Annotated in this window: 14 protein-coding genes; 7 read left to right on the top strand and 7 right to left on the bottom strand. The window is 65.5% G+C overall.

Going from position 1 to position 13,116, the window contains the following annotated elements; genetic code table 11:
• Positions 1 to 169: 169 nt before the first annotated feature.
• On the bottom strand, positions 170 to 874 hold the full coding sequence (locus L5014_RS08390) for an SDR family oxidoreductase (protein ID WP_238463115.1): 705 nt from the start codon (positions 872 to 874) through the stop codon (positions 170 to 172).
• 158 nt (positions 875 to 1,032) lie between these two features.
• Complete coding sequence (locus tag L5014_RS08385) at positions 1,033 to 1,932, bottom strand: LysR family transcriptional regulator (protein WP_238463114.1); 900 nt, start codon at positions 1,930 to 1,932, stop codon at positions 1,033 to 1,035.
• A 150-nt stretch (positions 1,933 to 2,082) separates the two neighbouring features.
• On the opposite strand from L5014_RS08385, the gene L5014_RS08380 reads away from it, so the two are divergent.
• The 3 genes from L5014_RS08380 (at position 2,083) to L5014_RS08370 (ending at position 6,077) form a co-directional block, all read left to right on the top strand.
• On the top strand, positions 2,083 to 3,579 hold the full coding sequence (locus L5014_RS08380) for a M20 family metallopeptidase (RefSeq protein ID WP_238463113.1): 1,497 nt from the start codon (positions 2,083 to 2,085) through the stop codon (positions 3,577 to 3,579).
• Positions 3,580 to 3,592: 13 nt separating this feature from the next.
• Positions 3,593 to 4,873, top strand: coding sequence for an MFS transporter (locus L5014_RS08375; protein WP_338019270.1), 1,281 nt, complete (start codon positions 3,593 to 3,595; stop codon positions 4,871 to 4,873).
• A 106-nt stretch (positions 4,874 to 4,979) separates the two neighbouring features.
• Positions 4,980 to 6,077 carry a branched-chain amino acid aminotransferase gene (locus L5014_RS08370; protein WP_238463112.1) on the top strand — a complete coding sequence of 366 codons (1,098 nt, stop codon included), beginning with the start codon at positions 4,980 to 4,982 and terminating at the stop codon, positions 6,075 to 6,077.
• Between the two features lie 44 nt (positions 6,078 to 6,121).
• Here L5014_RS08370 and L5014_RS08365 read toward each other — a convergent pair whose 3' ends face one another.
• From L5014_RS08365 to L5014_RS08355, 3 genes are all read right to left on the bottom strand, one after another.
• Complete coding sequence (locus L5014_RS08365) at positions 6,122 to 7,543, bottom strand: aminotransferase-like domain-containing protein (RefSeq protein ID WP_238463111.1); 1,422 nt, start codon at positions 7,541 to 7,543, stop codon at positions 6,122 to 6,124.
• Positions 7,544 to 7,979: 436 nt separating this feature from the next.
• A complete protein-coding gene (locus tag L5014_RS08360) occupies positions 7,980 to 9,188 on the bottom strand; it encodes a WD40/YVTN/BNR-like repeat-containing protein (protein WP_238463110.1) in 1,209 nt (402 codons plus the stop codon).
• 66 nt (positions 9,189 to 9,254) lie between these two features.
• The gene (locus tag L5014_RS08355; RefSeq protein WP_238463109.1) at positions 9,255 to 9,524 is read right to left on the bottom strand and encodes a MoaD/ThiS family protein; all 270 of its coding nucleotides are present in this window, start codon (positions 9,522 to 9,524) and stop codon (positions 9,255 to 9,257) included.
• Positions 9,525 to 9,814: 290 nt separating this feature from the next.
• Between L5014_RS08355 and L5014_RS08350 the strand changes: the two genes are divergently transcribed.
• On the top strand, positions 9,815 to 10,081 hold the full coding sequence (locus tag L5014_RS08350) for a hypothetical protein (protein WP_238463108.1): 267 nt from the start codon (positions 9,815 to 9,817) through the stop codon (positions 10,079 to 10,081).
• Between the two features lie 53 nt (positions 10,082 to 10,134).
• Here the strand turns inward: L5014_RS08350 and L5014_RS08345 are convergent, their stop codons facing one another.
• A complete protein-coding gene (locus tag L5014_RS08345; RefSeq protein ID WP_238463107.1) occupies positions 10,135 to 10,428 on the bottom strand; it encodes a hypothetical protein in 294 nt (97 codons plus the stop codon).
• A gap of 204 nt (positions 10,429 to 10,632) precedes the next feature.
• Entirely contained in the window at positions 10,633 to 11,394 is a 762-nt protein-coding gene (locus L5014_RS08340) for a GntR family transcriptional regulator (RefSeq protein ID WP_238463106.1), read from the bottom strand.
• A gap of 143 nt (positions 11,395 to 11,537) precedes the next feature.
• Here L5014_RS08340 and L5014_RS08335 point away from each other — a divergent pair, with 143 nt between their 5' ends.
• The 3 genes from L5014_RS08335 (at position 11,538) to L5014_RS08325 (ending at position 13,016) form a co-directional block, all read left to right on the top strand.
• Positions 11,538 to 11,684 carry a hypothetical protein gene (locus tag L5014_RS08335; RefSeq protein ID WP_238463105.1) on the top strand — a complete coding sequence of 49 codons (147 nt, stop codon included), beginning with the start codon at positions 11,538 to 11,540 and terminating at the stop codon, positions 11,682 to 11,684.
• 511 nt (positions 11,685 to 12,195) lie between these two features.
• Complete coding sequence (locus L5014_RS08330; protein WP_238463104.1) at positions 12,196 to 12,792, top strand: serine hydrolase domain-containing protein; 597 nt, start codon at positions 12,196 to 12,198, stop codon at positions 12,790 to 12,792.
• Positions 12,792 to 13,016, top strand: a complete 225-nt coding sequence (locus L5014_RS08325) for a hypothetical protein (RefSeq protein ID WP_238463103.1) — start codon at positions 12,792 to 12,794, stop codon at positions 13,014 to 13,016. The genes L5014_RS08330 and L5014_RS08325 overlap by 1 nt, the downstream gene beginning before the upstream one ends.
• Positions 13,017 to 13,116 lie beyond the last annotated feature (100 nt).

Below are 13,116 nucleotides of genomic sequence, written 5' to 3'. Positions count from 1 at the left end.
CATTTGAATCTAGTGGACGCACCAGGCAAAGTCAAAGCCGCGGCACACGGATATTTGCCTCCGCCGCAAGGGTGTTCATGGCACGACCCAGCCGCCCTGCCACGCACCGTTGCAGCGCGAAAACCGCGCACGCTTGTGACCGTCTGGAGACAGCTCCAGCATCGCAGACTCAGACCGATCTGGTCACGCCGCCGTCGACGCGAATATTCTGGCCGGTAATGTAGGCCGCGCCATCCGAGGCCAGGAAGGCGATGGTGGCCGCGATCTCTTCGCTCGTTCCATAACGTTGCAGCGGGACGCTTTCGCGACGCGCCTCCAGCGCGGGCAGGCTATCGATCCAGCCGGGTAACACGTTGTTCATGCGAATGTTGTGCTTGGCCTGACTGTCCGCGAAAAGCTTGGTGTACGAGGCGAGGCCCGCGCGGAACACGGTCGAGGTGGGGAACATCTCGCTCGGCTCGAAAGCCCACGCGGTGGAGATATTGATCACGACGCCGCTGCGCTGCTTCTGCATGATGGGGGCGACGAGACGAGTCGGGCGAATCACGTTCATCAGATAGGTGTCCATGCCGCGATGCCAGTCTTCGTCGGAGATATCGAGGAGCGGGCCGCGCGGGCCGTGGCCGGCGCTGTTCACCAGCACGTCGATGCGGCCCCAGCGCGACACGGTCAGATCGACGAGCTTGCGCAGGTCGTCGGTCGACTGGTTCGAGCCCGTCACCCCGACGCCGCCGAGTTCCGCCGCGAGCGCCTCGCCTTTGCCCGACGACGAAAGGATTGCAATCTTGAAGCCATCGGCGGCCAGGCGTCGCGCGGCGGCGGCGCCCATGCCACTGCCGCCCGCGGTAACCACTGCCACTTTTTCTACTGTCATGGTGTCAATCTCCGGATATTGGGTCATGCTCTGGACTGCCCACAAAATACGCTACAAGCCGAAAAGAGCTTAGCACCGGCGCACTCACCCGACGCCCCGCCCCGCTCGCTTGCTGGCACTCGAAAAACCAACGGCATCGTTGCGCGCGACGCATTGCTTCACAACGCGCGCTCGATCTCCACGATCAAGGCCCTCAGCACACGCTCGATCGGGCGCGAAAGCCGCCGTTCGCGCATTGTCATCACGCAGAGGTTGCGCTGATTGAGCAAGGGCTCGTCGAAGCGCTTCGCGACCAGCGAAAGATCGCTCCCGAGCCCCGAAAGCGAGAGCTTGCTGCCGAGCGTGATCGCGCCGGCCAGCGACGCGAACGCGTGCAACGCGCTCGAATTGTTGCTCGTGAGGATGGGTTCGAGCGTGATGCCGTGGCGCGCGCAGCATTCGTCGAATAGCTGGCGAGCGGTGTTGCCGCGCGCCAGCAGCGCGACGGGGTAGTCGCGCAGATCCGCGAGCGTGAGCGACGCGCGGCGCGCCAGCGGGTGCTCGGGGGCGAGCAGCGCGCAGACCGGCGCCTCGGTGCTGTATTCCACCTGGACCTTCGCGGGGTCGCCGCTCGAAAACGCCAGCCCCAGATCCACCTCGCCGGTGGCCACCCACTGCTCGACCTGCGCAGGCGTGCCCGAGCGCAAATTGAAGTGCACCTGCGGCGCTGCGGCGTGATGCTCCGCCAAAACGTGCGGCAGGAACGAGCGCGTGAAGCCCTCCGTGCAGCCGATGCGCACGATGCCGCGCCCGAGCGCCCTAGCCGTGGCGATTTCGGCGAGCACGGCGTCGCCTTCGAGCAGCGCGCGCCGCGCGTGCTCGGCGAGCCGCTCGCCTGATTCGGTCAGCACCATGCCGCGCGGCATGCGCTCGAAGAGCGCCGTGCCCACGTCCTGCTCCAGCTTGCTGATCTGCCGGCTGATGGCCGAGACGGCCACATGCAAACTCTCCGAGGCCGCAGCCAGCGACCCGGTGCGCGCGACCTCGACGAAGTAGCGCAAGGCGATTCCATGAAGCATCGGTTGATCCGGTCAATAAGCGTCCACGACGCATTCTTAGCATTGCCATTTTGGCAATGCTATCCGCAAATTTTGAAATTGTTGCGAATTTTTGACGTTCCTAGACTGGCTTTACTTCCTGCACCCAAGCCAGACAAGAGAGGAGCCCCCTTGAACGAGCCTCGACAAACCGGGTCGCGCCAGACCGGGTCGCGCCAAACCGCCATCGACCGCGCGCTGCGCGCCTATGACTCCGGTGCGTTTTTCGCCGATCTCCAGCGCCGCGTAGGCTTTCGCACGGAAAGCCAGAATCCCGCGCAAGCCGATGCCGTGCGCGCCTATCTCACCGACGAAGTCGCGCCCTCGCTCGCCCCGCTCGGCTTCACGAGCCGCGTCGTCGAGAATCCGGCGGCCGAGCGCGCGCCGATGCTGATCGCCGAGCGCATCGAAGACCCGGCGCTGCCGACCGTGCTGACCTACGGCCACGGCGACGTCGTGCGCGGCTACGACGAACAATGGCGCGAGGGCCTCGCGCCCTGGACGATCACCGTGGAAGGCGACCGCTGGTATGGGCGCGGCACGGCGGACAACAAGGGCCAGCACTCCGTGAACTTCGCCGCGCTCGCCGCGGTGCTCGACGCGCGCGGCGGCAAGCTCGGCTACAACGTGAAGCTGATTTTCGAAACCGGCGAGGAAATCGGCTCGCCGGGTCTCGACGAGGTCTGCGCGGCACACGGCGACGCGCTCGCGTCCGACGTGTTCATCGCCTCGGACGGCCCACGCGTGCTGGCCGAGCGGCCCACGCTCTTTCTCGGCTCGCGCGGCGGCGTGGCCTTCGAGCTGCTCGTCGATCTACGCAAGGGTGCCCATCACTCGGGCAACTGGGGCGGCGCGCTGCGCAATCCGGCGATCGTGCTCTCGCACGCGATCGCGAGCCTCGTCGACCGGCACGGCGCCATCGCCGTGGACGGCCTGCGGCCGCCGCCCATCCCGGCAAGCGTGCGCGAAGCGCTCGCCGACATCGTGCTCGGCGGCGACGAGAACGCGCCCGCGATCGACCCGGACTGGGGCGAGCCCGGCCTCACGACCACCGAGCGCGTGATCGCCTGGAACACGCTCGAAGTGCTCGCGTTCAAGGCCGGCAACCCCGATGCGCCCGTCAACGCGATCCCGCCCACGGCCAGGGCGACCTGCCAGCTTCGCTTCGTGGTGGGCACGGACGCCGGGCGCGTGGGCGAGCATCTCGAAGCGCATTTCGCTCGGCTCGGCTTTGACGAGGTGAAAGTGCGCGTCACGCAGATTTCGGCGGCCACGCGCCTCGACCCCGACGACGCCTGGGTGCACTGGGCGCTCGCGTCGCTGCGCGCGTCCACGGGCAAGAAACCGGCGCTGCTGCCGAACCTGGGCGGCACGGTGCCCAACGACGTGTTCGCGTACACGCTCGGCCTGCCGACGCTCTGGGTCCCGCACTCGTATCCGGCCTGCGCGCAGCATGCGCCGAACGAGCATCTGCTCGGCTCGGTCGCGCGCGAGGCGCTCGCCGTGATGGCCGGGCTCTGGTGGGACCTCGGCGACGCCGCCGCGCGCCTCGCCGCCACGCGCACCGCCCAAACCCTGGCACAAGCCCAGGCGCAAACGCAAACACAATCCTCCGACGCCGTTCTTTAAAAGGCCCGCCGCCATGTCCGCCAAGCAACCCGTGAGCCTTGTCAGGCTCGTCATCGCCACCTCCGCCGGCAACGCGCTCGAATGGTTCGACATCGCCATTTACGGGTTCTTCGCGGTGTATATCGGCAAGCACTTCTTTCCGTCCGATAACGACACCGTTTCGATGCTGCTCACGTTCGGCACCTTCGGCGCGTCGTATCTCGTGCGCCCGCTCGGCGGCGCGATTCTGGGCGCCTATGCCGACCGGCGCGGGCGCAAGGCGGCGCTGATGGTGTCGGTCGGCCTCATGATGGTGGGCACGGCGATCATCGCGCTGATTCCCGATTACGCCGCCATCGGCGTGGCTGCGCCGCTCGCGGTGTTCGCCGCGCGGCTCATTCAGGGCTTTTCGGCGGGCGGCGAGTTCGGCGCATCGACCGCCATGTTGATCGAGCATGCCCCGCATCGGCGCGGCTTTCTCGCGAGCTGGCAGTTCGCGACCCAAGGCCTGGCAACGCTGCTCGCAGCCTCGTTCGGCTACGGCCTCGCGCGCCTGCTGGCGCCCGCCGATCTCGCGGCGTGGGGCTGGCGCCTGCCGTTTTTCTTCGGATTGCTGATCGGTCCGGTGGGTCTCTATCTGCGCCGCTTCATCGAGGACGCCGAGGACTTCAAGCGCGCCGAGCGCACCGAAACGCCCGTGCGCGAGGTGCTGGGCCAGCAAAAGCGGCTCGTGCTCACGGCCATCGGCCTGCTGACCGTCTCGACGGCGGTCAACTATCTGCTCCAGTACATTCCGACCTTCGCGATCCGCCAGCTCCATCTGCCTGCGGCGACGGGCTTCGCGGCGACGATGGCGGGCGGCGTGATTCTCACGGTCGTCACGCCGTTCGCGGGGCATCTGTCCGACCGCATCGGCCGGCGCACGCAGATGACCTGCGTGGCGCTGCTGTTTCTCGTCAGCGCGTATCCCGGCTTTGCCTGGGCAACGAGCCATTCGAGCGCGCTCCCGCTCTTCGTTCTGATCGCATGGCTGGCGCTCCTGAAGTCGATCTATTTCGGCGCCCTGCCCGCGCTGATGGCCGAGATCTTCCCGGCCGCGACGCGCGCGACCGGCATGTCGATCGGCTACAACATCGGCGTGACCGTGTTCGGCGGCTTCACGCCGGCCATCGTCACGTGGATGCTGAGCGCGACCGGCAACAAGAGCGCGCCGAGCTTCTGGCTGATCGCGACCGCCATGATCAGTCTGTCCGCACTCGCTTATGTCAGCCGCGTGAAAGTCCCGTCCACGGTCTCGCAGCGAGCGACGGCCTGAAGGACCTCAAGGAGCCAATTCCAGACGAATATTCGCCGAACCTCGCGATATCTGGTAGAACATCGGCCTGGGCTTTTTCGATCAATAACCGCGAGAGACGACGCAAATGAACACCCTCCGTCCCCTTGAAATCGCCGTGGAACGGCACCCGAACCCCACGCCGGTCGAGGAAATCGCCGCCCGGCTGACCAATCCGGTGTTTGGACGCGTTTTCACGGATCACATGGTCACGATCCGCTGGACGGAAGGCACCGGCTGGCATGACGCCAAGGTGGAAGCGCGCCGCCCGTTCCAGATCGACCCGGCCTGTGCCGTCCTGCACTACGCGCAGGAGATTTTCGAGGGCATGAAGGCCTATCGCGGCGAAAACGGCCAGATCTCGCTGTTCCGCCCGCAGGAAAACGCCAAGCGCTTCCGCGCCTCGGCCGCGCGCATGTCGATGGCCGACTTGCCCGAAGAGCTGTTCCTGCGCGCGGTCGAAGCGCTCGTCGACATCGACCGCGCCTGGGTGCCGGGCGGTGACGGCAGCCTCTACCTGCGCCCCTTCATGTTCGCCAACGAGAGCTTCCTCGGCGTGCGGGCGGCCAGCGAATACATCTTCTGCGTGATCGCCTGCCCGGTCGGCCCCTATTTCAAGTCGGGCAAGTCGGCGGTCACGGTGTGGGTGTCGGACCAGTACACGCGCGCGGCGCCGGGCGGCACGGGCGCAGCCAAGTGCGGCGGCAACTACGCGGCCAGCCTGATCGCGCAGACCGAGGCTTCGGCGCACGGCTGCGACCAGGTCGTCTTCCTCGACGCGGCACAGCACCGCTGGATCGAGGAGCTCGGCGGCATGAACGTGTTCTTCGTGCTCGACGACGGCTCGCTGGTCACGCCGCCGCTTTCCGGCACGATCCTGCCGGGCATCACGCGCGCGTCGATCATCGAACTCGCACGCAAGGAAGGCCTGACCGTCAACGAGGCGCCCTACTCGTTCGACGCCTGGCGCGAAGACGCCGCGTCGGGCCGCGTCAAGGAAACGTTCGCGTGCGGCACGGCGGCGGTCGTCACGGCGATTGGCAGCGTGCGCCACGCGGGCGGCGAATTCTCGATCGGCGACGGCGGCGAAGGCGAAGTCACGCGCCGCCTGCGCACGCTGCTCACCGGCATCCAGCGCGGCAAGGTGGCCGATCCGGCCGGCTGGGTCTGGAACGTCAAGGCTTAACGACATCAAGGCGTAACGACGTCAAGCCACTCCCGGGGGCGCGCTCAATCGTGCGCGCGCACCTCGGGACGCACGAGCAACGCGCCCAGCGTGCGAATCGCCTCCTCGATGCGAGGCGACCATGGGTGCCCATAGTTCAGCCGGATACAGTTCTCGAACCCGTGCGATACGGAAAATAGCGGCCCTGGCGCCACGCTGATGCCGCGCTCGATGGCCAGCCGATGCAACGCCATCGCGTCGATGGGCTCGCGGAACCTCAGCCAGAGAAAATAGCCGCCCTCGGGTTGCGTCTGCTGCGTGCCCTCCGGCAGCCAGCGGCGAATCGCCCCGGCCATCGCATCGCGCTGCGCTTGCAGCGCGAGCCGGATCTTCTTCAGATGGCGCTCATAGCCGCCGTGCTCCAGATAATCGGCAATGCCGGCCTGCACGGGAATGCTCGCCGAAAGCGTGGTCATGAGCTTGAGCCGCTGCACGCGCTCCGCAAAGCGCCCCGCGCTCGCCCAGCCGACCCGGTAGCCGGGCGCGAGCGTCTTCGAAAACGACCCGCAGTGCATGACGAGCCCGCGCCTGTCGAACGCCATGGCCGGCGGCGGATAGTTCGGCGCGTAATGCAGTTCGCCATACACATCGTCTTCGATCAGCGGAACCTCGTGCCGCGCCAGCAGCTCGACGAGCGCCTGCTTCTTTTCCGCCGATAACGTCACGCCCGTGGGATTCTGGAAGTTCGTCATGAACCAGCACGCGCGAATCGGGTGCTTCTCCAGCGCCTGCGCGAGCGCGTCGAGGTCGAGACCGGCCGTCGGGTCGACGGGAATCTCCACGGCGCGCAAGCCGAGGCGCTCGATCGCCTGAAGGGCGACATAAAAGCCCGGCGACTCCACGGCGACGATATCGCCGGGCTGCGTGACCGCCATCAGGCACAGATTGAGCGCTTCGAGCGCGCCATTGGTGACGACGATGTCGTCGGCGGGCTGCGAGATGCCCACGCGCAGGTAGCGCAGCGCAATCTGCCGCCGCAGGTTTTCATTGCCTGGCGGCAGATCGACAACCGTGCTCCACGGACTCACGTTGCGCGCGGCCTGGCCGAGCGATTTCGCGAGGCGCGAGAGCGGAAACAACAAGGGCGACGGAAAGGCCGAGCCGAGCGGCACGATGCCGGGCTGCTTGGCGGCGTCGAGCACCGAGAACACGAGCTCGCTGATATCGACCGTGGCCGACTCCCCAGCGCTCGCGCGCGCCGCCGCTTCAGGAGCGTTCGCGGGCGGCGCGACATAGTAGCCCGAGCGTTCCTCGGCCAGCACGAGGCCCCATTGTTCGAGCAGATAGTAAGCGCGCGAGACGGTGGACTGACTCACGCCGTGCTGGGCGATGATCTGCCGCAGCGAGGGCATCCGCGCGCCGGGTGCGAGGTTCCCCGAGCGAATCTCCACAGCCATGCTCTGCGCCAGCTGTTCGTAGCGTGTCATGCGTTCTCTTCAGATGAGGTCGCGGCCCGCACTGCCTGCGTGCGCCGCGGAGCGCTCAATTTTCGTCTGTCCCGCCGGCGTTGAAAAGTGTTCTGCTGCGGTCGATTTTGCGGCAACTGCTTCTGTACGGCAGGATCGCCATAGCGGATCATGACGACCAGCGCGCATCGAATCCGGGGACGTTCTCCCGGGATGCGCGGGGATCACTGCGCGAGTGCCCGGATCATCACCTAAACCCGCAGAGCTTGCAGCTCTTTTTGCCTGTAGCGTGGCAAGCACTTCGCCCCGGCACGCACGTGCCGGGGCATTTTCGTTTGGGGCGTGCTGGAATCGAACACGATCAGATCAACATTGTGGCGCTTCTTTGGCGTGCGTCGTGCTGCTCGTTGCACACACCACGGGCAGCGCGCAGGGATTTTGATTTGATCAGTAATCCTCAAGCAAACCGCACGCAATAGATCGGCGGCAAATGCGCGGAAATCAGCCGCCAGTTTTCGCCGCCGTCGCTGGAGGTCCATAGCGCGCCGGTAGTCGAGCCCATCGCGAGACGCGTGCCCGAATCGTCCACGACAAGCCCGTGCCGATACACGAGGTCATAGGCCGGCGCTGGCGGCAAGCCGTTCGAGAAGCGCTCGAACGTGCGGCCGCCGTCGCGCGTGCGCGTCACCACGAACTTGCCGTCCACCGGAATCCGGCACGCGTCTTTCACGGCCGGCACGAACCATGCGGTGTCGGGCTCGCGCGGATGCACGGCCACCGCGAAGCCGAAGCTCGAGGGCTGCGCCTCGATGCGCCGCCAGTGCGCCGCGCCATCGGTCGAGCGGAAGATCGCGCAGTGATGCTGCGTCCACAGCACGTCGGGGTTCGCGGCGCATTGCACGACGCGGTGCGGGTCCTGCACATTGGCCTCGCCGCGCCGTTCGGGCGGCATGTAGTCGGCCTCCATGCCCTCGGAGCTCAGCAGCCAGGTCGCGCCGGCATCAAAGCTTTGCCAGACGCCGCCGCACGATATGCCGATCGTCACGTGCCGGCTGTCGCGCGGGTCGATCATCACGGAATGGATGCCCGGCGCGTCATAGCCGCCGCCGAACCATTCGGGGCGCTCCGGTCGGTCCCATAGCGCGCGGTTGAGAACCCAGGTGTCGCCGCCGTCGCCGGAGCGGAACAGGCCGCCGGGAATCGTGCCGGCCCAGAGGACGCCCGGCTCGTCCGGGCCGCCGGCTTCGAGCGACCAGATTTGCTGGAGCGTCCAGGGGGGCGATGGTGGCGTTGGGGGCGATGGTGGTGTTGTCGGGCTGAGTGCGGCGTCGCTCGCGTTGTTGGGATTGCTGGCGTCCAGGTCCGCGACTTTATCCGCGCTTGCGCTCGCGCCGTTGGCGGCGCGCCTCTCGTCGGGCGGTTGCGGCGGGTAGACAGGAACCGCGCACTCTTCCCAATCCGTCATGCCCGCGCGCTGCCGGTGCAGTTTCACGCCGAAGTGGCCGAGATTGAGCGCGGCGTAAAGCGTCCCGTCTCGCGGATCGGGCAGCACCATGCTTACCGGCTCGCCCGCGAAATGCGGCGCGCCATGCGTCCAGCCGCCCTGGCCGTCGTCATGCAGCACGAACAGTCCTTTGCGCGTTGCGACAAGCAATCGATCGCTCATGTGGAGTGTCTCCTGTCGACCAGAGTTAGCCGCCTACCCGTCCTTTACCTGCCCTTTACTTGCCCTTTACCCGCCCGACAGCGCCTGAACCACGTAGACGCGGCTTGCCTCGCTCAACGTATCGGAAAGATGCTGCCGGTCGCGCACTGGCTGACCGTCCACGAACACGGACAGATGCCGCCGCAGCGCGCCTTGATCGTCGAGGATGTAGCCGCGCAACCGCGGCTGCGCGCTGAAAACGGCCTCGAACGCCTCGCCCAGCGTGCGCGCGTCGATCTCGCGCTCGGGCGTTGCGACATGCCGTTGAATCGAGGCTGCGAAGAAGATGTGGGCCATGGGGACGCGGCGGCACGGGAAAGGCCCGTTGCCGCCGGTTTTGTAGTGTAGGCGATTTGCGGCGCCGATTTGCGGCGCGATTCCGTCTCGCTCCACACCGTAGGCCATGCGGTGCAAGGGAAAAAACCGCGTGCGAGTCGATAAGAGATACACGACACATGAGGCACGCGCGTTGCGGCACAGGACATTCCGGCGCGCCGCCGATCCGTGCACAATCACGAACGAAGCATGAGCAAAGCGCGGGCTCGTACACGCCTCGTCATCGCAAACACAGAAAACACAGGAAACTCATGGCCCCACTGGTTGCCACACTCGCGCTATTGATCGTCGTGTTTGTCCACGCGAGCATTCCGCGCTTCACGCTTCCAGGGCGCAAGCGGCTCGTCGCGCATGCGTCGCTGCTGCTCGTGGGTCTTGGGTTCGGCGTGGTGAGCGCCATGCTGACCGGCCCGGCAGCGCCGCCGTGGGCCGTGATCGCATGCGGCATGGGCGTCGTCCATGTGCCGGCGATGTGTCTGCTCGTCATCAAGCGCATGAAGCATTCCGGGCGTAGCTGAAGACGCCTGCCGTTGCACGCAGCCGTTGCGGCAACGTACACGCCTGCCAGCCCCTAATCCGCCGGATAAGCCGCCATCACGATCCAGATGTCGCGCTCGCCGTCGTCCACCTCGGCGGCCAGTGCGTAATCGTCCTGAGGGTCGCACGCCGTCTGGAGCGCCTTGCGCGCTTCTTCGGTATCGCCGTAGCGCCGTGCCGAGAGGGGCCGGACCTCGTACCTTCCCTCGAACATTCTTTGATCCTTCCGATAGATAAGCGGCTCGTTCTTCCACTCGCGAAAACGTTCGCGCACGTGCTGGAAGTCGCCTCCACAAACGTTGACCTCATAGCGTGGAATGGCGTTCATGATTGGCTCCTTGTTGTAACGGCGCTCGCAGAGTGTCCACGCATGTTGCGCATGCCGCGTGCCGAACCGGTGCGCCAGTGACGCAGCAGCATTGCCATGCCGACGAAATTCAGACGAAGAAGCGATATGAAGAAAGCGAGGATTCCGGTACTGGCTGACCGGCAGACCTGCGAAAGCGCCGCGTTACGCGAGCGTCAAACCTGATCAGCGCTGATTGGAGCCCGCCACTTCCTCGGGCTCGCCGGAGACCTCCGGCATCATGCCCGCATCCCGCGCCGGCGCCGTATCGGTGCGCGTGCGATTGAGCACGGCCAGCACTTCGCGCGCCGTATTCTCGGAGTGCGCGCGCAGGATCTGCGGCAAATCCGCGTGCGTGGGGTCATCGAGCGCGGCGAGAATCGCCTCGTGCTCTTCCATGGACTCGGACCAGCGCAGCATGTCGGTGTTGGCGGCGCCGCGCGCGCGATGCACTTTCGACATCAGCGTCGCATAGATAGTCGACAGGACCGGATTCGCGGCCGCATCCACGATCATCTGGTGGATCTGCTGGTTGAGCCGGAAATACTCGAGCCGCTTGCCCGCGTTGTGGCACTCCGCCATGCGCCGGTGCTTGGCCCCGATGGCGGCCAGTTGCGTGCCGCTCACGCGCTGCTGCACAAGCTCTCCCGCCATGGTTTCGAGCCCGTGCAGCATCTCGAAGGTGCTGGCGAGGTCGTCGAGGTCGATCGCCGCGACACGGTAGCCGTTGTATTGCCGGTGCGTCACGCGGCCTTCCGACACCAGCACCTTGAGCGCCTCGCGCAAGGGCGTCTTCGACACGTCGAACGCCGCGCACATTTCCTTCTCGTCGATGCGCGCGCCCGGGGGCATCTCGCCCTCGTCAATCATGACGCGCAGGCGCGCGGCAATCTCCGCGGCCATGCCGCGGGTGCGCAACAACAGTGGTGTGGCATTCGATTGGTTCATCGTAGCGAAAGCTTAGCATGATCCTGGGATATACCCTGAATTTCTTATCACTCTTTTATAAATCAATAGCTTATCGTATTTGTAATTATTTATCTCTAATTCTATACTCTGCCCAACGTTGCGCGACTGTTCAGGAGCCGTTCATGTCAACAGCATCCAGTGTGGCCGCCACGGCGGTACACAAGTCCAGCGTCCGCTGGAAGATTTTTCTGGTTTTTCTGGTCAGGAAGGGCATGTCGAACGATCTCGATTTCGTGATCCGACTTGTGGCTCCGCACGGTCGTTTGTGATTTTGTTTTTATGGGGGTCGCGGTTCCTTGTGTTCGTGTCGGTCTGCCAGCATTGCCCCTGTGCGGGGCGGCCCCTACTTTTCTTTGCAGCCGCAAAGAAAAGTAGGGGCGGTTTCAAGATACAAGTGCAACAGCATCGTTTAGGATGCGTTGCATGGGAAACCATGAGTACTGCCTGGGTAAGCGAATGCGAATGCGCACGCGCCCCACTGGTTTGGGGTTATGCCCCACGGGGCGCACAGCGCCACCGGAGGAATGAGCCCTTAGTCACTCCGTTGTACGTCGCGTGGCGACAGACGCTCCGGAACCGCTCCGATTAAAGGCAAGTGGTCCACTGCGTAACACTGGCGGTTTGAGCGGCTTTCTTTTGCCTACTTTTCTTTGCCGCTGCAAAGAAAAGTAGGTGCCGCCCCGCACAGGGGCAACGCTAGCAGACCGACACGAAAACAAGGAAACGCGAAACCCAGACCCAGAGTAAAACCCATAAGCAAAACGAAGGAAGGAGCACTCAATGAGAATGCCTAAAGCGTTACGCACGATAGCGGCAGCGGCGGCAATCGTCGCGGGATCCGCAGGACATACACAAGCGGCAGCGCCCACAGCCGGCGCAGCGCCACACGACATGCCCACGGTGGTGCCCGAATCGATCGGCGTCGATTCAGCGCCGCTCATACACATGTCGCAGTGGCTTCGCAACGACAAGATGGGCGTGCGCAGCCTCGTGATCGTGAAGGACGGCAAGATCGTATTCGAGCGCTACAGCGACGGACTCACGCGCGACAACAACTACGAGCTCTATTCGGTCACGAAGACAATCACCGCGCTGCTCACCGGCGTCCTGGTGGGCGAAGGCAAGCTCACGCCGTCAACGAAAGTCGCGCCCATGATCGCTCAGGCGCGCCCCGACCTGGCGGGCGAACTCGCTGACAAGCAAAACATCGAACTGCGCCACCTGATGTCGATGTCGAGCGGCCTCAGCTATCAGACGCGCGAAGGCACCGACCCGCTCTACTACGAAGCGCCCGACCGGCTGCGCGTCGCGGTCACGAGCCGCGCCACCGCGGCGGCGCCCGGCACGCACTTCGACTATATCGAGCCGTGGTCGTAATGACGAGCTTGCTGCCCACCGATGGCGGGCTGCGCGACGCGACCTACCTCCAGCAGTATCGGCGCATGGTCAACGAGTACATTCTTCCCGCCCTCACGCCCGCGAGCAAACCTGCGCAGACCGCCGCGAAAACGCAGGCGCTGCGCGAGGAACTCGAGAAGAGCCGCCAGACCCAGGGGGTTCCGGGCACGGCCACCGCATTCAACGACGCACCCGAAACCTGATGGAAACCACAACGATGACAACCCAGCCGGTCCTGCTGTTCCCTGCGCGGCGCGCGTCAAGTGCACAAGGTGCATCGCGCAAAGCGCGCTCTCCGGAAAC

It is taken from the genome of Paraburkholderia tagetis (genome assembly GCF_022213065.1).
In the GTDB taxonomy this organism is placed as follows: domain Bacteria; phylum Pseudomonadota; class Gammaproteobacteria; order Burkholderiales; family Burkholderiaceae; genus Paraburkholderia; species Paraburkholderia tagetis.
The sequence above is the reverse complement of the archived record's forward strand: the minus strand, read 5'-3'. Positions and strand labels throughout refer to the sequence as shown.